Origin of the sequence: Polaribacter sp. ALD11, assembly GCF_002831685.1 — a bacterium.
In the GTDB taxonomy this organism is placed as follows: Bacteria; Bacteroidota; Bacteroidia; order Flavobacteriales; family Flavobacteriaceae; genus Polaribacter.
In genome coordinates this window covers 2,878,733-2,901,440 of sequence record NZ_CP025119.1, presented here as the reverse complement: position 1 = coordinate 2,901,440, position 22,708 = coordinate 2,878,733, and the positions used below count along the sequence as shown (strand labels likewise).

Here is a 22,708-nt window from a genome sequence, read left to right as displayed (position 1 = left end):
CCTTATCCTAATTCTTCTCTCATTAAATCTAAACCTTCACGAATTATCTTCTGGTGAGGTTGTTTAGATACACAAATAAATTCTGTTAGTGCAAAATCTTCTGGTGCTACTTCGTAACCACCTAAAGCTTCCATTTCATCTAAATCTTTATACATAAATGCTTTTAGTAATTGCATCGGATAAATATCTAAAGGAAATACCTCTTCATAAGAACCTGTTACTACAAAAGCTCTATGCTCACCATTTGTATTGGTGTTTAGATCGTATTTTTTCTTTGGTGTTAACCAAGAAAAAGTAAATGCTCTAGAAGTAGATATTTTATTAAAAATTGGTTTATTCCAACCAAAAAATTCATAATCATCTCCTTCTGGAATCGCTGTTATTTGATTGTCATAATAACCTAAGAACTCATCTGCTTTTACTTCCTTTCCAGAAAGTACGTTTCCGCTAATAATTCTTGTGTTATCTTCTTTCAAGTTATTTGCAGTTACAGTTGCTATTGAAGCTCCTGATATTGCAGTTACATAGTGTGGCTTGCTAAACTGAGAACCTGTTAAAGCAACAGTTCTAGTTAAATTTAGTTTACCTGTTAAAAACAACTCTCCAATAACCACTAAATCTTGTGGTGTAATTACCCAAACAACTTCACCTTTATTAATAGGATCTATTTGTGCAATTTGAGTGCTTACGTTTCCTGATGGATGTGGTCCTGAAACTTTATGCAGTTCTACACCAGATAACTTTGCCAACGGAGAAGTAGAATTTGCACCAACTGAAACATGTACTTTGCCTTCAGTTAATTTAGAAACAGCAGTAATTGCTGCTTGTAACTCTGTTTCTTTTCCCACTAAAGTATAGTCTAAATCAGCTGCTAAAGGTGCACTTGCATATGCAGACACAAAAATAGCTTTTGGTGCTTGATTAGGATTTGCAACAACATCATAAGGACGTTGTTTTACAAATGGCCAGCAACCTGCTTCAAATAAATGATTCTTAACTTCTTCTGCAGACATTGCGCCTGCATCTTTAGTACCAAAATCTTTATAAGTTTGTGTAGCATCTGCAGTAATTTTAACTGCTAAAACTTTTCTTCTTGCGCCACGTATTACCTCTACTACTTTACCAGAAACCGGACTAGGAAATAAAATACGAGCGTCACTTTTTGAATGAAAAAGTGCTTCTCCTGCTTTTACTTCTGTACCTTCTTTGGCAATAAGTTTGGGTATTATTCCGTGAAAATCTTCTGGCTTTACTGCATAAACACTACTTTGAGAACTCTTGGTAGTATTTTTTTCTGCAACGCCAACAAGCTTAATATCTAAGCCTTTTTTAATACGAATGTCTTTTGACATAGTAAATTGGAATGTTTAGTTATCTAAAAAAATCATGCAAATTTAAAGATTTTGTAAGTGAGGACTGATATCATTCGGGGTTAATCTTAGTGAATTATTCTTATTTATATCTATTCTAAATAATTATATTTTAAAAACGTTGTAGTAATTTTTTAAAAACAAAAAACATCAAGCATAAAAAACTGTTTTAATCTAAAATTTTATGAGAATTAATTCGAATTTCATAAAAAAAGGAACAGTAATTGCTATTCTATTTAACGTACAAAATTTAGTACTTTTGAATTATAATTACCACAAAATATGCATAAAAAAATAACTTGGCTTTTATTGATTTTATTTACTTCTATAAATGCACAAAATATTGGAACAATTCAACTTAGTCCACTTCAAGAAAATAGTTTTTCTGCAATTGTACCTTTAGGCACTGTTTTAGAATTATCTTTTGATGATTTAGATGCAGATAGCAAAGATTATAAATACAAAATTGAGCACAAAACGCACGATTGGAAACCTAGCAGATTACTTTCGAGTCAGTATATAAATGGGTTCGACCAAAACACCATAATCAATGTCACAAATTCATTTAATACGTTGCAAAATTACACACATTATTCAGTTAAAATCCCGAACATAAATACCGTAATTACTAAGAGTGGAAACTATCTTTTATCGGTTCTAAATAACTATGATGAAGTGGTTTTTACAAGAAGATTTGTATTATACGAAAATGAGACTACCGTACCTGTTACGGTTGTTCGAAGCAGAAATACGAGGACACTAAACACACAACAAACGGTTCAATTCTCTATAAACCATGCAGGAACTAGAATAAACAACCCAAGCCAAGAAATAAATGTTGCCATTCTAAAAAACAATAATTGGAACGAGACTATTACCAATTTGCAACCTACTTTTTTCAAACCAAATCAGCTTTTATATACCTACACAAACAAGACAAACTTTTGGGGCGGAAATGAGTATTTAAATTTTGATACTAAAACCATCCGAAATAGGAGTTTAAATATTGTAAAAATAACGAAAGAAGATGTTTACAACCTTTATTTGTATCCTTTTACCTATAATCCGTTTAAAGAATACACATACAATCCTGATATAAACGGGCAATTTGCCATTAGAACTTTAGAAGGAAATGACAATAACACAGAGGCAGACTATGCCTTAATGCATTTTTCTATGGAAGTAGACGAAATGTTCAAAGAAAAAGAGGTTTACGTTTATGGCGCGTTCAATGCTTTTTCTATTTCTGATAAAAATAGAATGTATTACAACCCAAAAAACCAAACATACACCACAAATATCTTACTAAAACAAGGCTTTTATAACTATACGTTTGCTACCATTGGTAAAGATAATTTTGTAAATACCAATGAGATTAATGGTACATTCTTTGAAACTGAAAATGAGTACACAGTTATTATCTACTTTAAACCTTCTGGCAGTTTGTATGACCGCGTAATTGGTGTTGGTAAAGGATATTTTAATCAGAATAGATAAACAGATAAAATACTACACTTTTAATAAAAAAAAATAAGCCAATTATAAGAAACCAGATTACACACATATTTTATGCAGTTATTAGAAAAGAGGATTACTTTTAAAGTTTTAATAGGATACATTATTCTTGGTCTTTTAGCTGCCACCTCTGGTTATTTGGTACTCTCTGAAGTAAAAACATTTACGCAGTTACAAAAACAAGATATTTCAGATAGAAATATAATTGTTAAAACAGGAACTTTAATAGCCAATATCTATAAAAATGAAAGTTTAGCTAGAGCTGCACTTCAACTCAATTCTAAAACAAAATTTGAGGAATATCTAAATGAAAACAAACAATTAGTATCAAAAATAGATTCCCTAAGTCTTATTGTGGCTAATGATTCGCAGGAATTTATTTTAGATAGTATTAAATTAATTATAGATAAAAAACTAAGGAATATTATCGATTTAAAAAACTTAAATCGCAACTATGATTCTGATCAATCTATAAATAAAGCCATTAATAAGTTAAGCGCCATTGATTCTCTTTTGGGCAAGGGTACAACTAATGATTTAGTCGAGAATCCTTTTTTTTTATACAATGAAACGCAATCAAAATTCGAGAATTTCACCAGTGCACTTCGCAAATATATCCCGAACGATTCTACAAATAATATTGAGCAAAAACAAATAGACTCTCTAGTATCTATTTCTAGGAGTATGCTAAAAGAAGCTCAAAATAAAACAAATAAACATCGCATATACCTAAAAAGAAAACAAAACGAACTTATTGAAAACGATTTAACTATTTCTAGAAAATTACAAGAACTTTTAGAAAACCTAGAAAAGGATATTATTCTCTACACCAGTAATATGAACAAACATAGAGAAGCAACCCTTAACCATAGTAGAAATATTATTCTGTTTGCAGCGGGAATTAGCTTTATTATCATTATTATTTTTTCAATTATTATTTTAGGTGATTTTTGGAAAAGCCAGCGATACCGTAAGCAATTAGAGAAAGCCAATGCAACCACAAAATCAATTTTAGAAAGTAGAGAACAGTTAATTTCTATGGTAAGTCATGATTTAAGAACACCACTAAGTACTATTTCTGGTTTTAGTGAACTACTTCAAAAATCTACACAAAACACAAAAGATAAAAACTACATCGACCATATTCGCAGCGCATCAAACTATATGGGGAAATTAGTAGATGATCTTTTAGAGTTTTCTAAACTAGAAAACGGACATGTAGCTATTGAGTCAGTTCCATTTAATTTAGAAAATTATATAGATGAAATCACTCAAAATGCTAAAACCATCATTCAAGAAAAACCAATACGTTTTGTAATTAAACAAGATAGCGCTATCAATAATCAAATTATTAGCGACCCGTTTAGGATAAAACAAATTTTATCTAATTTAATTGTAAACGCCTGTAAATTCACCAACAAAGGAACAATAACCATTAAAAGTTTTTTGAAGCAACAAGGAAGTAAAAGCAGCTTAGAAATTTTAGTGAGCGATACAGGAATTGGCATTAGTGAAAATAAAAAAGCAACTATTTTCAAAGCTTTTAACCAAGCTGATAACGATAACGAAAATAACCTAAAAGGATTTGGTTTGGGCTTAACCATTTCTAAACAACTAGCAGAATTACTAGGCGGTACTTTAACTTTAGAAAGCAAATTAAACATCGGAAGTACTTTCACCTTAAAGATACCTGTAAAATTATCGGAGAAACCACTTATAAAAATTAACGAGCCTAAAGACGAAATAACCCGCTTTAATTTAACTGCCGTTATTATTGAAGATGACGCCTCTATTCAACAACTTTTAAAAGTTTTTTTAAACCAATTTAATATTAAAACCTACACTTTTGATAATGCTCAAAAAGCCATTGAAGCAATTGATAAAATAGCCTATGATTTTGTTTTAACTGATATTCAACTTCCAAAAATGAATGGGATTCATTTTATGGAAATCCTTAAAAACAGTGAATTTTATCAAAATCAACCTATAATTGCGATGACTGGGCGTGCAAATATTTCTACAAAAGAGTATCTAAAAATTGGTTTTTCTGAAGTATTAATAAAACCATTTGATTCTAACAAACTTCAAAACATTTTACAGCAATTTTTTAATGCTCGTCTTTTAGAAACCAAAGCACACACCATTAATAATGATAAAATAACAGCAGGTTTTAGTATTGAAACTTTTAGCTCTTTTTTGAATAATGATATTACTGCAATAAGAAGTACATTACAGCTTTTTTTGGAAGAGACACAAAAGGATTATTTATTATTGAAAAAGGCAAAGCAAAACAATGACCTTCATCTATTGAATGAGGTTAGCCATAAAATGCTAAGTATGTTTAAGCAATTAGAAGTTAAAGCTATTATTCCTTATTTAGAAGTGTTTGAAACCACTAATTTTATGGATAATAAAGTTTTTATGGATTTTGAAGGACACTTAAAGACATTTATAAAAGCATTGAAAAACTACCTTAACTAAGCGCGTATTCTTTCATTTTATTGTAAAGTGTTTTCCGAGTAATATTTAACAATTTTGCAGCTTGGGTTTTATTATTACCAACCTCTTCTAGCGCACTTATAATAAGTGTTTTTTCGTTTTCTTTTGTAGAGAATTTGTTTGATGAAATAGTATTTTCTTTAACTTTTGTTAATTCGCTAGGCAAAACATCAACATCAATAATTTCTAATTTTGTTAATAAAGTAGCTCTTTTTATAACATTAGATAGTTCGCGTAAATTACCTGGCCATTGGTAGTTTTGAAAAATAGTTAATACATTTTTAGAAAAACCAATCACCGATTTGCTTAACTGTTCGTTTGCCTTATTTAGAAAGAAATCTGCATATAAGATTAAATCATCCTTTCTATCTTTTAAACTAGGTACTTTAATAGAAAACTCATTTAAGCGATGGTATAAATCTTCTCTAAAATCACCTTTTTCAACAGCTGCAAGTAAATCTTCATTTGTTGCTGTAATCAATCGAATATCAACATTAATTTCTTTACTACTACCAACGGGTTTAATTTTTCTTTCTTGCAAAGCGCGTAATAATTGTACTTGGTTTTCATACGTTAGATTACCAACCTCATCTAAAAAAAGTGTGCCTCCATTTGCTGATTCAAAATGCCCTATTTTATCCTCATTTGCGCCTGTAAAAGAACCCTTTTTATGTCCAAAAAACTCACTAGAAGCTATTTCTCTAGGAATTGCACCACAGTCAACAGCGATAAATGGTTTATTGTGTCTTGGGCTTTTTAAGTGAATTGATTTTGCTACTACTTCTTTACCAGTACCACTTTCACCAGTTATAAGCACAGACATATTAATCGGTGCTACTAAACAAATATATTCGTCGAGAACTTTAGACGAACTACTAATTCCTTGCACAAAACCTGTTATTGGCTTGCTACTTTCTTCTACTTTTTCTTTTTCTTCATGAATTACTAAATTACTTGTCTTTACTTCTAAAGCATTGCTAATCACTTCTAAAACTTCACTTGGGTTAAAAGGTTTCGAAATATAATCGAAAGCACCTTGTTTCATTGCTTGCACAGCAGTAGAAACCTCTGCATAACTCGTCATTAAAACCACTGGAGTATTGTACTTGCTCTGCTTTATTTCCTTTAACAACGTAATTCCATCACCATCTGGAAGGCGTAAATCTGTAAAAACTAAATCGTAATTTTGCTTTTCTAATTGTTGCAAAGCATTTTTTATATTATAACTCACGTCTACAACATACTTGTGCCTAATAAGAAATTGCTTCAACATTTCTGAAAACGCAACATCATCTTCAACTAATAAAATCCCTTTCATAAAGCTTATACATTTCTTACAAAAATATTAAGATAAATTGATTGTTATAAAAAAAAAGACATTTTAATTAAAAAATGCCTTTCTTTTTGAAAATTGAGTTTAAAAATTCTTATAGCTAAGAATTACTTTTCTGTATTCACTTCCTCTTCTTTTAACCATTTCCCCTCTTTATCTGCATAGACAATACTTTTAGTCTTGTCTACAGTAAGTTCTATTTTATATTGCTCACTACCATTTACATAAACTTTAGCAATAGTTGCTTTTGCATAATCCTTTAGAATTGCTTCAGAAACTGCTTTTGGCAATTCCTTTACAGTAATTTCTTTAAAATTATCATTCATTACTACGGTAATGATTTCGTCAGAATTACTATTATTATTACTAATGTTTGCAGCTGAAATTGATGCTCCACTTGTTAATGCTGCTACTGCTACTGTTAAAATTAATTTTCTCATAATTTAAGTTTTATATTAATAATTAATTACAATTAGGTGTTTGAAAATTCTTACAACTAAAAATTATTTTTCTGTAATAATATCTTCTTCTTTTAACCATTTCCCTTCTTTATCTGCATAAACAACAGTTTTTGTTGCATCAACAGTAAGCTCTATTTTGTATTGCGCACTACCATTTACATAGGCTTTAGCAACGGTAGCGGTTTTAAAATCTTTTAAAATTGCTTCAGAAACTGCTTTTGGTAATTCCTTTACAGCAATTTCTTTAAAACTATCATTCACTACTACGGTAATGATTTCGTCAGAATTACTATTATTATTACTGATGTTTGCAGCTGAAATTGATGCTCCGCTTGTTAATGCTGCTACTACTACTGTTAAAATTAATTTTCTCATAATTTAAGTTTTAATATTAATAATTATTTACGATTAGGTATATAGAAATAAATATGCCGCAAAGAAATACTTCTTCAAAAACTACACTAAACTTCTTATTATCAAGCATTTAAGATGTATTTGCATTTATTTAAAGAAGTATAAATCGTGTAAAAGATGTGTAATTCATAGTCTGATTGAGTAAACTTTACCCAATAAAACGGAATGTGTTCTGCAACAAAAGACTTTAATAAATCTTAAAAAAGACACTCCAAGAGAAATAATAACTAATGCCACGTAAGTATTATCTAACAAGCAATAATTTTTTATATTTTGAATAAGGAAAAACGTCCTCTTATACTAAAGATAATTTTAAATATAAATGAGGTGAAAAATCATTTGTGGTTTATCATCAAAAAAACTACATTTACGTAAGTATGATTCAACAAATTACAAAAGGCATAAAAATCTCTGTAGAAACAAACTATAATGGTACAAGTTATAGAAATAACAAATTGTACTATGTTTTTTCATACACCATCTCTATAGAAAATGAAAGTTTAGAAACGGTAAAACTAACAGATAGATTCTGGACTATTTACGACTCTTTAAACGGAACAGAAATTGTAAGCGGAGAAGGCGTTGTTGGGCAAACACCAACCTTATTACCTAGTGATAATTACACCTATAGTTCTGGTTGTTTTTTAGAATCTAATTTAGGCGCAATGAAAGGTTTTTATACAATGATAAATTTAGAAACCTACGAACAATTTAAAGTGTACATACCAACTTTTCAACTAACCACACCTGTCTTATTAAATTAAGTAAATCTAAAAAGAAACTCGCTAAAATTAAAGATCCAGAATGTTTAAATTGTGGACATCCGTTTAGCGGACACGAAAAGTTTTGCCCAGATTGTGGACAAGAAAACAAAGGAAATAAAATTACTTTTGGTAATTTTATTCATGAGGTTTTTAATGGATTGTTCAGTTTTGACACAAAATTTTGGCGTACTTTAATTCCGCTTTTAATAAACCCAGGAAAAGTTACCAAAGATTATAGAGAAGGCAAAAGAAGTAGATATTCGAATCCTTTTCGTTTTTATATAACCGCTTCAATTCTATTTTTCTTAGTTTTAGGCTTCTCTAAAAACTATAATAAATACCAAAATCTTACAAAAGAAAACATTCAAAAAGAACTAAGCTATAAAGACGCGCTTGATAACAGTGAAATTAAGCCAGACTCTATAAAAAAGCTAGTTGAAAAAGAGTTCGATAAATCTTTTTACTTTGGTTTATCGGATAAAAAGAAAAAAGAAATTTTAGACACTATTGAAGAAGAAGCGAAAGATTCTACAAAAAGGAAAGAAATTACTGAAAATAAACTTTCTTTTGAGGGTACAAGATTAGGTCTCTTTTTAAAACACCAAAAAGAACACCCAAAAGCAGCTACAAACGATGCTTTAGATTCTTTAAACTACCCTAAAAACCTAAAAAATAGATTTTTATATGAAAGATCTAAAACAATGAGTCAGGTTTTTAATGATACAAATAGCGCAGATAAGTTTTTAAGTGAAGCTTTATCCTATGGTTCTGTTTCATTATTTATTTTTCTACCATTATTCACACTATTTTTAAAACTATTTTATATCAGAAGAAAATATACGTACGTAGATCATTTAATCTTTGTTTTTCATACCCAAACGGTATTTTTTATGTTGTTAACTATATTTACAATAGTCGAACTTTTTGTTAATACAGAAGACCTTTGGATTTTTCTAATACTCTTTTTAGTCTATTTGTTTTTAGCAATGAAAAAATTCTATCAACAAGGAATCTTTAAAACATTTATAAAATTTCTAATGCTAAACTTTGTTTATTTAATAATGGGAATTTTAGGTATCTTATTAGTGGCTATCATTTCTTTTGCACTCTATTAATCTAAAAAATCTCTATATAACATTGTAACCGTTTTACTTTCTTTTTTTACTGAAGTAACACTACAGTTTCCACAAATTCTCTTTTCATTTTTGGTGCAATTCCTTTAGTTCCTAAGTTTTCATTTTGATGAAATTCTAATATTTCTTCCTGAGAAAACTCCTTGTGTACTGAAAGCCAATTTGAAAACCACGCTTCTCTTAGTCCTTTCATTTCTTCTGTATATAAAGTAGAAGAAGACCAAATTTTAGGTTCTTGAGGCAACTCTTTAAAATACTTTATTACACCATCCCAAACCAACTCATAGGTTTTTAGATTTGTAAACCAATCAATTAAAACGAATGTAAAAGGCTCAATTGCTTCAAAATTAAAAGCATTTATAAAAGACACTGCATCCTCTTCTGAAAGATTTTTTTTACAACAATACCTCTACTCATTTTATAAGGAAGTTTTCTTTTGTGAGCTACAAAACCGCCATTTAACAGACAGACCAATCGTTTTTTATCACTTAAGCCAATCCAAATACCTCTTGCTATTTCATCTTTCGGGTAGGTTAACTCAACACCATTTTCTAAATACTCTTTTGGCGGAATTGTTTTTCTTAAAGGAGTTTCATCTCTATTAGAAGTTAAAATAAAGTTATTATTACCTAAAAGAAGGTACGTTACCGTGCACATAATATCCTTTTTAATTAATTCCGATATTTTTTATATTAAAACATGATTATTATGTTTATCATAATAAAAGACATAAAAATCGGCTAAATTTATTGAAACAAAAATTGTAACTTTGAAGCTCAAAATTAGTCGATTAAATTTAAAAAAACACACAAAATGGCAAGAGGATTTTTTAATGTTCCAAAAGCAGTTAACGAACCAGTAAAAGGGTATGCTCCAGGTTCTCCTGAAAGAGAAGAATTATTAGCTACTTATAAAGAAATGTTCAACAGCAACATTGATGTGCCAATGCATATTAATGGTGAAGAAGTTAGAACAGGAAATACTAAAAATATTACACCTCCTCATGATCATAAGCATGTTGTTGGGCAATATCATACAGCAGATAAATCGCATGTAGACACTGCAATTTCTACAGCCTTAGCTGCAAGAGAGGCTTGGTCTAGCGTAAGTTGGATGGAACGTGCTTCTATTTTCTTAAAGGCTGCTGAATTATTAGCAGGACCTTACAGAGCAAGAATGAATGCTGCAACAATGATTGCACAATCTAAAAACGTATACCAAGCAGAAATTGATGCTGCTTGCGAAATGATCGATTTCTTTAAATTTAACGTAGAATACATGACGGATATCTTCAAAGATCAGCCGACATCTTCAGCAGGCGTTTGGAACAGGGTTGAGTACAGACCTTTAGAAGGTTTTGTATATGCAATTTCTCCTTTTAACTTTACTTCTATTGCAGCAAATTTACCTGCAGCAGCAGCTTTAATGGGTAATGTTGTTGTTTGGAAACCTTCAGATCATCAAGCATATTCTGCACAAGTAATTGTAGACCTATTTAAAGAAGCTGGTTTGCCAGATGGTGTTATAAATGTAGTTTACGGAGATCCTGTAATGATTTCTGATACTGTTTTAGCGTCTCCAGATTTCTCTGGATTACACTTTACAGGTTCTACACATGTTTTTAAAGAATTGTGGAAACAAATAGGAAACAACATTCACACATATAAAACATACCCAAGAATTGTTGGAGAAACTGGTGGAAAAGATTTTATCTGGGTTCATAACTCATCAAACCCTTTACAAGTTGCTACAGCAATGACAAGAGGTGCTTTTGAATACCAAGGTCAGAAATGTTCTGCTGCTTCACGTTCTTACATTCCTGCTTCACTTTGGCCAGAAGTTAAGAAACATTTAATTGCACAAGCAAGTGAGTTAAAAATGGGGTCTCCAGAAGATACTTCAAACTTTGTAAATGCAGTGATTCACGAAGGTTCTTTTGATAAGATAGCAAGCTATATCGATGCTGCTAAAAAAGATTCAGATGCAGAAATTATTATTGGTGGAAATCATGATAAATCTGTAGGATACTTTATAGAGCCTACTGTTATTGTAAGTACTTCGCCTAAATATGCAACGATGACTACTGAGTTATTCGGACCAGTAATGACGGTTTACGTATATGAAGATGCAGATTGGGAAGCATGTTTAAAATTAGTTGATGAAACTACAGAATATGGATTAACAGGAGCTATCTTTTCTAAAGATAGATACATTGTCGAAAAGGCTTCTAAAGCATTAGAAAATGCTGCAGGAAACTTTTATATTAACGACAAACCTTCTGGAGCAGTTGTTGGACAGCAACCATTTGGAGGAGCTAGAGCTTCTGGTACAAATGACAAAGCTGGTTCTGCACAAAACTTGCTACGTTGGACTTCTGTTAGATTGATAAAAGAGACTTTTGTTACACCTACAGATTATAAATATCCTTTCTTAGGATAAACAAAAACAAAAAATTTAAAAGCCTCATCTATATATAGACGAGGCTTTTTTATTTGCCATATTTTAGTAAAAAAAACATAAGTTAAAATGGTTTTCTCTATATGGATGCTATTATTATTACTAGCGTATTTACATGAATTCCGGGAAGTTATTTATACATTTTATTTTTTGGGAATTAGTCAAAAATAAACCACATTCTGTTACAAATGTGGTCTTTTTCTAAATTGTATATTTTATTTTTATTTGATTATTAATTTCCGAGTAGTTTGCTTGTTACCATTTGTTACTTTTATTAAGTACAAACCTGAAGAAACTGCCTCAAAAAATATTTTCTCAGAGAAATTTGCAGCCGAATTATAATAGTTTTTCTCAGTAATTAATTTTCCCCGAACATCATATAATTGCACAGATACTTTGTCTGTATTTACAAGTTTTAAGTTTAAAGTAAATGCTCCTTTTGTAGGATTCGGAAATAAATTAAATCCTTTAAAATCAAGCTCTTTAATAGATGCTGTATTGTCAACTATTGTTACTGAATAATCTTCTGTCTCTCCCCATTCTGTTAAATGGTCTGCATCACAGGCCCCATCGCCAAAACCATCTGTAGGATCTTCATACTCTATTAAAACTCGCATTCTCGTTTTTCCAAATTTTGCATCCGAAGGCACTTTTATATTAAAAGTTGCAGTATCGATATCTTCTATTTTCGTCCCCAAATCATATCTTTCTGTGTTTTTATCAAAAATATAATCTTGATTCCAATCTATAAAAACATAGCAATGATCTTGATATCCGCCAGTATCAAAAGTTACGCTAATCTCTCGTGTTTGATCTCTTAAAACATTTGTATTTATAGTTGTAAAATCCTGATAGCCATCACTAACGTCATTGTCAGAGGTGTTATTTATAGAGTTAAAAGTAACATTTGTAATGTGTTCTGAACCGCCAGCTTCGTCTGTAAAAGTAGAAGTACAGTATTTTGGAGTTTCCGTTGTAAAATTAAAGGAGTTAGAAAGAGAACCTTCGTTACAATTGTTTTTTGCTTTAACCCTCCAATAATAGAGTGTATTTACATCTAAATTAGTAACTTTATATGTATTTGTAGCTGGGGAGCCAGTAGAAACAATATTAGTAAAAGCGTTGTCATTGGCTATTTCTACAATGTAAGAACTTGCATTCGTATCTTCTTGCCAAGTTAACACCTCTGTTAAAGAAATATTTGTTGCTCCATTTGAAGGAGCTGTTAAGGTTACAATCCCTAAGTTTGATGCTGTTATTACTAATTTCAAATCAATATTCTGATTTACACTTGTACTATTTCCTTGAACATTTATATTATAATCTTGCGCTATTATTCCGTCTAAATTAGAAATTGTTAGCACAACATTACCATCGTTATTAATAGTTGTTGGACTAAAATCTACTAAAGAACCAGCTGGTTGCCCAGTTGCCACAAAAGAAACCGCTTCTGTAAAATCGTTGATAAAATCTAAATTTAAAATAAAACTTGCACTTTGATTTTCAGAATTACAAGCAGACAAGTCTCCACTCGTGTTTTTTAGTAAAAAAGAAGGTGTTGTAGATTGAATTTCAAAATTCACTGTATTTACATTGTAAAAAATATTATCTGCAGCTACTACCATTATTCTCGCTTGAGTAGTTACATTATTTGGCACAGTTATCGTTTCTGTTCCGTCATTTTCTGTATTCGAGATTAGTATTATTGGAAAAGTCAATCCTCCGTCTTCAGACAACTTAATCGTTACATTTTGGCAATTTATAGGTGCTATATCTGTCGTTCCTTTGTTCCAAGTAATGGTTTGCGAACTTCCTGCATCCCAAGTTGTCGTGTTACTCTGCGAAGTAACTGTAAAAGCAACTGCATCTTCTACAGTTACCACCATATTATCTCTAGATGTAGCACCACCAGTTGTGTTATTATCTCTAACCAATAAAGAAAAGTTCAACTCTCGAGCAACACTTGGCAGTACTTCCCATGCAGAAGAGTTGTTTCCAGAAATTACTGTTGTAAGCTCTGGCATGTATCTATTAGAAGAAATATTTGAAGACAAAGATCTAAACATTGGTCCGCCTGTACTTGTTGCTACAGGTGGCATTGTTGCAACTTCATTATCTGTTTGCTCCCAATTATAAGTTAAAGAAGAAACTCCGTCTGCATCTGTAGCAGTTCCTTTTAAAAGAAAAGGAGTAGATTTTGGGATGCTATAATCTAAACCTGCATTTGCAACAGGGGTACTATTACCATTACTTGTTAGAACAGCACAACTTCCTGATGAAGCAATAATTACCTGCATCTGAGAAATACTTACAGCATGAAAATAAGCATTACTTTTACCCTGAACATTCGGACTACAAATACCTGCATATCCCATAATTGTAGAACCACTTCCTGGCTCTATTGAAGTTGTGTTTGATCTATTACAATTATTATTCTGAGTATGTGTTGCACCAAATTGATGCCCCATTTCATGTGCTACAAAATCAATATCATAAGGATCTCCAATAGGAGAACTTCTTCCTGTAACTCCTCTTGCCTTCTGTCCTGAAACACAAACAACACCTAAACCTGCTAAACCATCTCCACCAATACTAAAAATATGGCCAATGTCATAATTTCCTGTTCCTATTTTTGCATCTACAATAGACTGCACTTCATCAATCATTGCATTCGTATCGCCATCAGTAATATTATCGGTATCTTTATCTAAAAAAATTATTTTATCATTATCGGATACAATCACCATTTTAACCGATAAGTCTTTCTCAAAGAGACCATTAACCCTTGTCATAGAAGTATTCATCGCAGATAAAATTGCTGTTTTTTTATCTGAATCACTAGCTGTAGAAGAAACTCCTTGATTATTTAAATGAAACTGTGCATATTCTCCACTACAGGCTAAGGCAAGTCTAAAAGTTCTAAGATTCCCATCATTAAAAGCTCTTGCATTAGTGCTTGTAAACACTGGTTTTTTTGCTGACTCTTCAACTTTACATTTAAAAATAGCATCCTCTTCTTTTAAATCTGATGTTTTATAAACAATATACTCTTGGTTGTCTTTAGAATAAGGATCTATATAAACTGTTTTCTCTTTCTGTGAAAAAATTACTGCATGAAAACCATCTGACCCCATGCTAATTTTCGCAAAAGATGTGGGTGTATCAATTCCTACAGCAGTATAAGATTTTATAGATGGAAACTTATCTGACAATGCTTTTTCAAAATTTGAAGATTCTCTCATTTCAAAAGCCTCTAACGTACCATCAGAATTTGGCAGTAATATTGTTTTACTAAAAGACCTAGAACGCTTGTTTATAGCCTTTTCAATATTATTAAGATCTAACTTGTACAATAAATGCTTGGTAGGAAAATTTTTAAAGCTTCTAATTTCTTTTTTCTGAAGAGAAGAACTTTCTTTATCGAGCTTTTCCCATAATTCTTGACCATTACTTTTTAAAGAAAAAAGAAGTAGAACAGCTAATATAGAAAGTTGAAATTGCTTTATTTTCATAATAAAATTTTAATCATATAAGGATTCCAAATATAAGGAAATATTTATCTTTGTAGTCGATAATATGAATAGAAACATACTACTTAAAGACTTAAAAGTTAAAGACTACAAGGAAACTTGGGATTATCAATCTGAATTACTACAAGAAATTGTAGATGTAAAGATTAATAACCGAAGAAAGAACCTTGAACAAGAAACGGAAAATCACTTTTTATTTGTGGAACACCCTCATGTGTACACCTTAGGTAAAAGTGGCGATTTAAGTAATTTATTACTGAACGAGAAACAGCTTGAAGAAAAAGGAGCTACTTTTTATAAAATAAATCGTGGTGGAGATATTACTTATCATGGTCCTGGACAAATTGTTGGATACCCTATTTTAGATTTAGAAAATTTCTTTACAGACATTCATAAATACCTTCGTTTACTAGAGGAAGCTATTATTTTAACCATTGCAGAATATGGTTTAAAAGGAGAAAGAAGTGCTGGTGAAACTGGTGTTTGGCTAGATGTTGGCACCCCTTTTGCTCGTAAAATTTGTGCTTTAGGAATTCGTTCTTCTCGTTGGGTAACCATGCATGGCTTTGCTTTAAATGTAAATACCAATTTAGGTTATTTCGATAATATTATTCCTTGTGGAATTCGAGGAAAGGCAGTTGCTTCTATGGAAGCTGAGTTAGGAAAAAAATTAGATGTAGAGGAAATAAAATTGAAAATTTTAACGCATTTTAAAACCTTGTTTGAGGTAGATGAATTTCTTATAAAATAATTCTTTAATACTTTTTTATAAAAGGAAGAGCCTACAATATTTTTAAAATATTGTAGGCTCTTCCTTTTAAGATCTTATTTAAAAACTATTTTTCTTCGTTAAAATAAACTTTATAAAATTTCATTTTCTTCTCTTCATCATAGCCTCTTTCTAAATATTCTGAAGCGGCTTCTGGTGCATCTACATCTAGTTTTATATTAATATTTGTATCTAGTTTAATTTCTGTCTTTAGCTTGTTTTTTTCTTTCTTTAAGACAACGCCAGAAACATCAAAATTATTTCTGATTAATACATCATTTAAGTTTTCGAAATGTTTTTTATAATCGTCAAACTGTTCTTTATGTTTTTCATCTGTAAAAACCTCGTCTTTAAAAGTAGCATAATCTACGGCTTCATTTTCCTTAAAATAGTCTACTGTATTTGCAAGAAAATTTCCCTGTTGCTGCATTCCTAATTCTGGTTTAATTACTTCTTCAGAAAACTCCTTACACATTTCTAAATAACTCTGTGTATGCGAATTATAATCGTCTGCAAGTTTTACATCTAAGAAATTCTTAACCCAATATTGTGCATCATAATTATTATTATCTACAGATAACACAACAGTACCTTCTTCATCTGATGTATTTAATATGATACAACCTTTGTCTATTCTTTTTGTTGAAATTCCTTTTTGAACAACCACATCAAAACTTTCATTGTCGTCTAAATAGGTTTGAAAAAAATCTACTTTATTTTCAATTTTAAAGATACCAATTGCTTCTGTTAATACATCTTTATATTCTATTCCTTCTATAAAAACAACAATTGCATCTCCTGTTTTTATTTGTGCAGAGTTCGATTGTTCAAATAAATGATTTACAATACTTTTAGAGTATTCTACAAAGGAAGTTTCTTCTTTAAAAATTTCTGAAGCGAAATTATTTAATGCGTTTAAACGAACATCTTCATGCTTTGTAAAACGGTAACTTTGTGTTAAACTACCAAATGGTTTTAAAAGAAAATTCTTCATTAAATCGTAACTCTCTTGATCGAAACGAATTAAGTCATCTGAAAAAACATTCTGACCACTATTAAACTTATTGGCTACTTTATGAAGGATACATTTGGTAATTTCTGCGCGTGTTTTCTTAATCATCTTATAGAATTGAGAGCGTAAAAATAGTTGAAGTTTTTTAATAATTAAGAAATAAATTAATGAGTTTCTAAAATTATTTTTCTGAGAGTTTGCAAATTTATCTAGCCCTGATAGGGCGGTTTGTTTGAGCTCTTTTTTATTCCTTTTTCAGGATAAAAAAAGCGAGTAGCGAAAGCAGGAAATAGCTTCTAAAAAAAATTATATTTTCAACTTAATTTGTTCTGGTAACAACCTAAATGTTTTTCTGTGAAACACTGTTGCACCAAACTCTCTAATTGCATTTCTATGCTCTTTGGTTGGATAGCCTTTATTCTTGGCCCAGTTATATATCGGAAATTCTTTATGAATCTTCTTCATATAATCATCTCTATATGTTTTTGCCAACACAGACGCTGCAGCAATACTTAGATATTTTGCATCTCCTTTTACAATGGTTTCATGCGGAATTTCTTTATAATCTCTAAATTTATTACCATCTACAATAATAAATTCTGGTTTAATTTTTAAAGCGTCTATAGAACGATGCATTCCTGTTATTGAAGCTTGTAAAACATTTATTTCATCTACTTCTTGCTGCCAAACAAAAGAAACACCGAAAGCCAAGGCATTTTCTTCTATAAATGGCCTTACTTCTTCTCTCTTTTTCTCTGAAAGCTGTTTAGAATCGTTTAAAAAAGAATGTGAAAAACCTTCTGGTAGAATTACTGCTGCAGCTACAACTGGCCCACACAAACAACCTCTACCCGCTTCATCTGTACCTGCTTCTAAAGAAAAACCACTATAATTAAGTTCTAACATACTGCAAAGAAAAGGAAATTTCTGTTAGATTTCCTGCATGTTATCAACTTGAAAAAAAATATTTAAAACTCAATTTATAATTAACATTTTTCAAGATAATTATTAACTATAACTTTCGTTAAATTATTTTACATTTGTTCACGAAGAAATTCTATATGAAAAGTAATACAATACTCTCTTTATTAATTGTCCTTTTTATAGGAAATAGCTTGTTTTCTCAACGAACACTTAACCGTGGTAACTTTGGCAATGACACTACTATTCTAAGTGATTCTACAAATACTACAGGAGAAATTAACGTAACCTTATCTGGTAAAACCAAGTATACAGATTATAAGGTTTTTTCTCACAAAAGAGACACAACCTATATAGATACCACCCTTACCTTACAAAAAGAGTACAAATTTAATTATTTAAGAAAAGATTTATTTGAGTTTTTAGAGTTTCATAACCAAGGACAAACATTAAATAATTTAGGGTATAGTTTTAACAATATTTATAGATTACCAGACTTTGGTTTTTCTGCAAAACAGGCAAGTTATTTAGACATAGAAGACATAAAATATTACGAAGTACCAACACCAACTACAGAGATATTATACAGAACAGGTTTGCAACAAGGGCAAGTTTTAGATGCTCTATTCTCTTTAAACTTCTCTAAACGGTTAAATGTTTCTCTTTCTTATAAAGGGCTACGTTCTTTAGGCGCTTACAGACAAGCATTGGTTAGTAATGGTAATTTTAGAGGTTCTTTTCATTATAGAACTAAAGAAAATCAATATGAAATTAGAGGGCATTTAACAACACAGGATTTCCGACATCAAGAAAATGGGGGATTAACTGCTGAATCTTTAGTTAATTTCACCGAAGACGACCCGAACTTTACAACAAGAGCACGTTTAGATGTTAATTTAGCAAATTCTGAAAGTCAATTTGATGGAAACAGAGTGTATTTAGAACATAGTTATAAGCTAATATCTAGTAAAGACTCCATTAATAATAAAGATTTTAGCAATCTAAAAATTGGTCATGTTTTTACAAATGAAAACAAAATATACGAATTTATTCAGAAAGCTTTAACTCCAGATTTTTTTGGAAACGCAAGCTCTTCGAACCCAAAAAACAGAAAAGCAATTAGTAAGATTACCAACAATGAGTTAAATATAGAATTTAACTCTAAATATGTCTTAGGAAAATTTAAAGCAAAAACGAATTTAACTAGTTATTCTTATGGTTATGATACTATTTTAAACAGTAATAGTAGTATTAGTAAGTTAAGAATAGAAGGAAATGCAATTTCTTTTGGTGCAGATTGGAATGCCAAAATTAAAAACTTTCAATTAAATGCAGATGCTAGTATAACGCCAGGAAATGGAAGACTTTCTGGTAATTATTTAAAAGGGGAAGCAGTATTTGAAAAAGACAGTATTTTTAGTGTAAAAGGAACCTTATTAATTAGTTCTAAATCACCAAACTTCAATACTTTATTACATCAAAGTGAATATGATGGTTACAATTGGCAAAACGATTTTAGCAATGTAAATACAAGAGATTTAGGTTTCGATTTTACTTCTAAATGGTTAAATGCTTCTTTAAACTTTACCAATTTAGACAATTATACTTATTTTAATGAAGATAGCAAACCACAACAATTTGCAAATCAAATTACGTATTTAAAAATAAAAGCTAATAGAGAATTTAGACTTGGTAAATTTGGGTTAGATAATACATTAATGTATCAAAATGTAACTAGCGGAAGCTCTGTTTTTAGAGTACCCGAATTTGTAACAAGAAACACTCTTTACTACACAGATTATTGGTTTAAAGGAAAACCGATGTTGGTAAATATTGGTGTTACTTTTAAATATTTCACAAAATACAATGCAAATGCTTACGATCCTCTTTTAGCTGAATTTAGAATTCAGAATAATGAGCAAATAGGTTTCCCTTCATTTGATCTTTTCTTTAATGCACAAGTGCGAAGAACACGTCTATACTTTAAGGTAGACAATGCTACCTCTAGTTTTTCTGATAAAAATTATTTTTCTGCACCAAATTATCCTTATAGAGATTTAACCATTCGTTTTGGCTTGGTTTGGAATTGGTTTATTTAGCCACAAAATGGTAGATAAACAAAATTTTATTAATTTACTTATAAATGAAAAATCAACTTAAAAATAATTGGAAAATTTTTCTACTAGCAAGCTTAACTTTAGGTTTGGCTCCTTTTAGTCCGCCACATATTTGGGGTAAAATTCAATGGATTTTAGGTGGAAATGCTTTTTCAGTAGAAAACGGAATGCAGCTTAAAGATTGGTTAGACGTTTTACTACACGGAACACCTTGGGTTTTATTATTAATTTCTGGAATATTAAACCTTTCTATAAAAAAATAGCTTTACATATTTTCTGGAAATTCTAATTCCATTTCTGGCAATAACCTTCCAGGAATAGAACTCTCTGTTTCTGCAATTACTTTAAAACCATGTTTTGCATAAAATCTTTTTGCATTTGGGTCTGATAAGACATTTAAAACTACTGAAGAACAACCAATACAATGTTCTATTACATGGTCTAATAATTGCTTGCCAATTCGTTGCTTTATAACCTTTGGCGAAACAAATAAGAATTCAATAATACTTCTTCTAGCGTTAGTGGTATTTAGAATACAAAAACCTACAATTTTAGTATCTATAAGATATTTGTAGACATGCCAATCTTCGAACATTTTCGAAGTAACCATTAAGTCTTCTCGCCAACCTTCTATTTGATCTTCAGAATAACCCCAATATGCTTTTGATTCTAGTACTATTTGAGTAAGAATTTTTGCATCGGAAATAGTTGCTTCAACAAGCATTTTTTTTGTTTTATAAGTTTATTAAACAACTTTTAATTTAAAAATACATAGGTCTCTAAAAAACAAAAAAACACTGTTTTCTACAGACCTATATCTTAAACTATTTAATAGAAAACCTAAGAAAATATTAGGTTTTGAAGGAAAATTACTTTTTTACTAATTGCTTTATTTTAATATTGAAGGCAGCGAATAACAACGTCATAAAAGGACTTAACCAGTTAAAAACCGCATAAAAAGCATAATCAAAAACAGATACACCTAATACTCCAGAATGATAAGCACCACAAGTATTCCAAGGAATTAAAACAGATGTTACAGTACCAGAATCTTCTAAAGTTCTACTTAAATTTTCTGGCGCTAAACCTCTATCTCTGTAAGCTTTTGCATACATTTTACCAGGAACAACAATAGCTAAATATTGATCTGAAGCTGTAAAATTTAATCCAATACATGTAAATACAGTACTTGCAAACAAGCCAAAAATAGAATCGAATAAGTTTAACATAAAACTACTAATTCTTGCCAAAGCACCTATTGCATCCATAATTCCACCAAAAACCATTGCACATAATATCAACCAAATTGTACCTAACATTTTAGACATTCCACCAGCTGTAAATAAATCTGCCAATGCAGCGTTTTCTGTTGCTACAGATGTTTTTACCGTAATTGCTTGTAAAATTCCTTTATAAGCAGACTTAAAATCTAACTTTTCTACTCCTGCAACTTGAGCAACTACTTCTGGTTGAAAAATTATTGCAAAAATTCCTGCTAAAATAGTACCTGCTAATAGTGCTGCTAATGGTGGCGCTTTCTTTACAATTAAAGCGATAACAATAATTGGCACTAAAAACAACCAAGGCGAAATATTAAATGCTTTATTTATGTCTACTAATAATGCATTGGTGTCTGCTTCACCCGTAGAATTTTGTGTAAAACCTAAAACAATAAAAACAATAAGTGTAATAAAAATAGTTGGTACCGTTGTATAAGCCATATATTTTATATGCGTAAACAAATCTGTACCTGCCATTGCTGGTGCTAAATTGGTAGTGTCTGACATTGGCGACATTTTATCTCCAAAGTATGCACCAGACAAAACTGCACCTGCAGTCATTCCTAAAGAAATTCCTAGCGCCTCTCCAATACCAATTAATGCAATACCAACGGTTGCAGAAGTAGTCCAAGAACTACCTGTAGCAATAGATATTACTGCACAAATAATTAAACATGCTGCTAAAAAAATTGTTGGGTTTAAAACTTGTAAACCATAATAAATCATTGCAGGAATTATTCCACTAATTAACCAAGTTCCAGCTAAGGCTCCTACCATTAATAAAATTAAAATTGCACCTACAGTAGATTTTATATTTTCTGCAACCTCTTCTATCATGCGTTTGTAAGAAACTTTATTTCTAAAACCAACAAGTGCTGCAACAGCGCCACCTAACAATAATATAAATTGATTACTTCCACCTAAAGCATCATCTCCAAAAACAGAAACATTGTATGCTAACATTGCTACTAAAGCAAAAACAGGAAATAATGCTTCCCAAATATTTAACTCTTTATTTTCTATTATTTTTTGATCTTCAAGTTTTATTTCTGTTAAGTTTTTGTCGTCTTGCATTCTTTAATTTTTTGGTCTTGTAATGTTACGATTTTAGAAGAAGTTATGCAAATAGATTT

The 22,708-nt window shown here is 30.6% G+C and carries 19 protein-coding genes; 8 read left to right on the top strand and 11 right to left on the bottom strand.

Annotated features, from left to right (window positions below):
* Window positions 1-2 precede the first annotated feature (2 nt).
* Window positions 3-1,352 (bottom strand): Na(+)-translocating NADH-quinone reductase subunit A, encoded by a 1,350-nt coding sequence (locus tag CW731_RS12765; protein WP_100947089.1) that lies wholly within the window; start codon window positions 1,350-1,352, stop codon window positions 3-5.
* A 300-nt stretch (window positions 1,353-1,652) separates the two neighbouring features.
* Between CW731_RS12765 and CW731_RS12760 the strand changes: the two genes are divergently transcribed.
* Window positions 1,653-2,867: a DUF5103 domain-containing protein gene (locus tag CW731_RS12760; RefSeq protein ID WP_100947088.1), complete on the top strand. Its 1,215-nt coding sequence runs from the start codon at window positions 1,653-1,655 to the stop codon at window positions 2,865-2,867.
* 72 nt (window positions 2,868-2,939) lie between these two features.
* The gene (locus tag CW731_RS12755) at window positions 2,940-5,366 is read left to right on the top strand and encodes an ATP-binding protein (RefSeq protein WP_100947087.1); all 2,427 of its coding nucleotides are present in this window, start codon (window positions 2,940-2,942) and stop codon (window positions 5,364-5,366) included.
* Here the strand turns inward: CW731_RS12755 and CW731_RS12750 are convergent.
* The 3 genes from CW731_RS12750 to CW731_RS12740 form a co-directional block, all read right to left on the bottom strand.
* Entirely contained in the window at window positions 5,359-6,702 is a 1,344-nt protein-coding gene (locus CW731_RS12750) for a sigma-54 dependent transcriptional regulator (protein WP_100947086.1), read from the bottom strand. The genes CW731_RS12755 and CW731_RS12750 overlap by 8 nt on opposite strands.
* Before the next feature lie 122 nt (window positions 6,703-6,824).
* Complete coding sequence (locus tag CW731_RS12745) at window positions 6,825-7,157, bottom strand: hypothetical protein (RefSeq protein ID WP_100947085.1); 333 nt, start codon at window positions 7,155-7,157, stop codon at window positions 6,825-6,827.
* Between the two features lie 63 nt (window positions 7,158-7,220).
* A complete protein-coding gene (locus tag CW731_RS12740; protein ID WP_100947084.1) occupies window positions 7,221-7,553 on the bottom strand; it encodes a hypothetical protein in 333 nt (110 codons plus the stop codon).
* A 416-nt stretch (window positions 7,554-7,969) separates the two neighbouring features.
* Between CW731_RS12740 and apaG the strand changes: the two genes are divergently transcribed.
* Both apaG and CW731_RS12730 read left to right on the top strand, forming a co-directional pair.
* Window positions 7,970-8,356 (top strand): Co2+/Mg2+ efflux protein ApaG, encoded by a 387-nt coding sequence (apaG, locus tag CW731_RS12735; protein WP_100947083.1) that lies wholly within the window; start codon window positions 7,970-7,972, stop codon window positions 8,354-8,356.
* A gap of 158 nt (window positions 8,357-8,514) precedes the next feature.
* On the top strand, window positions 8,515-9,471 hold the full coding sequence (locus CW731_RS12730) for a DUF3667 domain-containing protein (protein ID WP_157812230.1): 957 nt from the start codon (window positions 8,515-8,517) through the stop codon (window positions 9,469-9,471).
* 46 nt (window positions 9,472-9,517) lie between these two features.
* On the opposite strand, the gene CW731_RS12725 is transcribed toward CW731_RS12730, so the two are convergent.
* Window positions 9,518-9,859: a hypothetical protein gene (locus tag CW731_RS12725; RefSeq protein WP_100947081.1), complete on the bottom strand. Its 342-nt coding sequence runs from the start codon at window positions 9,857-9,859 to the stop codon at window positions 9,518-9,520.
* Window positions 9,847-10,146 (bottom strand): NRDE family protein, encoded by a 300-nt coding sequence (locus tag CW731_RS12720; RefSeq protein ID WP_100947080.1) that lies wholly within the window; start codon window positions 10,144-10,146, stop codon window positions 9,847-9,849. Before CW731_RS12720 ends, CW731_RS12725 begins: the two co-directional genes overlap by 13 nt.
* 156 nt (window positions 10,147-10,302) lie before the next feature.
* Between CW731_RS12720 and pruA the strand changes: the two genes are divergently transcribed.
* Window positions 10,303-11,928, top strand: a complete 1,626-nt coding sequence (gene pruA / locus CW731_RS12715) for an L-glutamate gamma-semialdehyde dehydrogenase (protein WP_100947079.1) — start codon at window positions 10,303-10,305, stop codon at window positions 11,926-11,928.
* 239 nt (window positions 11,929-12,167) lie between these two features.
* Here pruA and CW731_RS12710 read toward each other — a convergent pair whose 3' ends face one another.
* Window positions 12,168-15,458, bottom strand: coding sequence for a reprolysin-like metallopeptidase (locus tag CW731_RS12710; RefSeq protein ID WP_100947078.1), 3,291 nt, complete (start codon window positions 15,456-15,458; stop codon window positions 12,168-12,170).
* Window positions 15,459-15,522: 64 nt separating this feature from the next.
* Here CW731_RS12710 and lipB point away from each other — a divergent pair, with 64 nt between their 5' ends.
* A complete protein-coding gene (gene lipB, locus CW731_RS12705) occupies window positions 15,523-16,227 on the top strand; it encodes a lipoyl(octanoyl) transferase LipB (RefSeq protein WP_100947077.1) in 705 nt (234 codons plus the stop codon).
* Between the two features lie 85 nt (window positions 16,228-16,312).
* Here the strand turns inward: lipB and CW731_RS12700 are convergent, their stop codons facing one another.
* Window positions 16,313-17,365: a nucleoid-associated protein gene (locus CW731_RS12700; RefSeq protein WP_100947076.1), complete on the bottom strand. Its 1,053-nt coding sequence runs from the start codon at window positions 17,363-17,365 to the stop codon at window positions 16,313-16,315.
* A gap of 198 nt (window positions 17,366-17,563) precedes the next feature.
* Complete coding sequence (locus CW731_RS12695) at window positions 17,564-18,163, bottom strand: ribonuclease HII (protein WP_100947075.1); 600 nt, start codon at window positions 18,161-18,163, stop codon at window positions 17,564-17,566.
* 155 nt (window positions 18,164-18,318) lie between these two features.
* On the opposite strand from CW731_RS12695, the gene CW731_RS12690 reads away from it, so the two are divergent.
* Both CW731_RS12690 and CW731_RS12685 read left to right on the top strand, forming a co-directional pair.
* On the top strand, window positions 18,319-20,277 hold the full coding sequence (locus CW731_RS12690; RefSeq protein WP_100947074.1) for a putative porin: 1,959 nt from the start codon (window positions 18,319-18,321) through the stop codon (window positions 20,275-20,277).
* Window positions 20,278-20,321: 44 nt separating this feature from the next.
* Window positions 20,322-20,558: a hypothetical protein gene (locus CW731_RS12685; RefSeq protein WP_100947073.1), complete on the top strand. Its 237-nt coding sequence runs from the start codon at window positions 20,322-20,324 to the stop codon at window positions 20,556-20,558.
* A gap of 2 nt (window positions 20,559-20,560) precedes the next feature.
* On the opposite strand, the gene CW731_RS12680 is transcribed toward CW731_RS12685, so the two are convergent.
* Both CW731_RS12680 and nhaC read right to left on the bottom strand, forming a co-directional pair.
* A complete protein-coding gene (locus tag CW731_RS12680) occupies window positions 20,561-21,019 on the bottom strand; it encodes a GNAT family N-acetyltransferase (RefSeq protein ID WP_100947072.1) in 459 nt (152 codons plus the stop codon).
* Between the two features lie 145 nt (window positions 21,020-21,164).
* Complete coding sequence (gene nhaC, locus CW731_RS12675; protein ID WP_100947071.1) at window positions 21,165-22,649, bottom strand: Na+/H+ antiporter NhaC; 1,485 nt, start codon at window positions 22,647-22,649, stop codon at window positions 21,165-21,167.
* Window positions 22,650-22,708: the final 59 nt, after the last annotated feature.

What these genes read in the sequence shown, in the direction of transcription:
- CW731_RS12765 (WP_100947089.1), bottom strand. Translation starts at nt 1,352, where the DNA reads ATGTCAAAAGACATTCGTATTAAAAAAGGCTTAGATATTAAGCTTGTT.
- CW731_RS12760 (WP_100947088.1), top strand. Translation starts at nt 1,653, where the DNA reads ATGCATAAAAAAATAACTTGGCTTTTATTGATTTTATTTACTTCTATA.
- CW731_RS12755 (WP_100947087.1), top strand. Translation starts at nt 2,940, where the DNA reads ATGCAGTTATTAGAAAAGAGGATTACTTTTAAAGTTTTAATAGGATAC.
- CW731_RS12750 (WP_100947086.1), bottom strand. Translation starts at nt 6,702, where the DNA reads ATGAAAGGGATTTTATTAGTTGAAGATGATGTTGCGTTTTCAGAAATG.
- CW731_RS12745 (WP_100947085.1), bottom strand. Translation starts at nt 7,157, where the DNA reads ATGAGAAAATTAATTTTAACAGTAGCAGTAGCAGCATTAACAAGTGGA.
- CW731_RS12740 (WP_100947084.1), bottom strand. Translation starts at nt 7,553, where the DNA reads ATGAGAAAATTAATTTTAACAGTAGTAGTAGCAGCATTAACAAGCGGA.
- apaG (WP_100947083.1), top strand. Translation starts at nt 7,970, where the DNA reads ATGATTCAACAAATTACAAAAGGCATAAAAATCTCTGTAGAAACAAAC.
- CW731_RS12720 (WP_100947080.1), bottom strand. Translation starts at nt 10,146, where the DNA reads ATGTGCACGGTAACGTACCTTCTTTTAGGTAATAATAACTTTATTTTA.
- pruA (WP_100947079.1), top strand. Translation starts at nt 10,303, where the DNA reads ATGGCAAGAGGATTTTTTAATGTTCCAAAAGCAGTTAACGAACCAGTA.
- CW731_RS12710 (WP_100947078.1), bottom strand. Translation starts at nt 15,458, where the DNA reads ATGAAAATAAAGCAATTTCAACTTTCTATATTAGCTGTTCTACTTCTT.
- lipB (WP_100947077.1), top strand. Translation starts at nt 15,523, where the DNA reads ATGAATAGAAACATACTACTTAAAGACTTAAAAGTTAAAGACTACAAG.
- CW731_RS12700 (WP_100947076.1), bottom strand. Translation starts at nt 17,365, where the DNA reads ATGATTAAGAAAACACGCGCAGAAATTACCAAATGTATCCTTCATAAA.
- CW731_RS12695 (WP_100947075.1), bottom strand. Translation starts at nt 18,163, where the DNA reads ATGTTAGAACTTAATTATAGTGGTTTTTCTTTAGAAGCAGGTACAGAT.
- CW731_RS12690 (WP_100947074.1), top strand. Translation starts at nt 18,319, where the DNA reads ATGAAAAGTAATACAATACTCTCTTTATTAATTGTCCTTTTTATAGGA.
- CW731_RS12685 (WP_100947073.1), top strand. Translation starts at nt 20,322, where the DNA reads ATGAAAAATCAACTTAAAAATAATTGGAAAATTTTTCTACTAGCAAGC.
- CW731_RS12680 (WP_100947072.1), bottom strand. Translation starts at nt 21,019, where the DNA reads ATGCTTGTTGAAGCAACTATTTCCGATGCAAAAATTCTTACTCAAATA.
- nhaC (WP_100947071.1), bottom strand. Translation starts at nt 22,649, where the DNA reads ATGCAAGACGACAAAAACTTAACAGAAATAAAACTTGAAGATCAAAAA.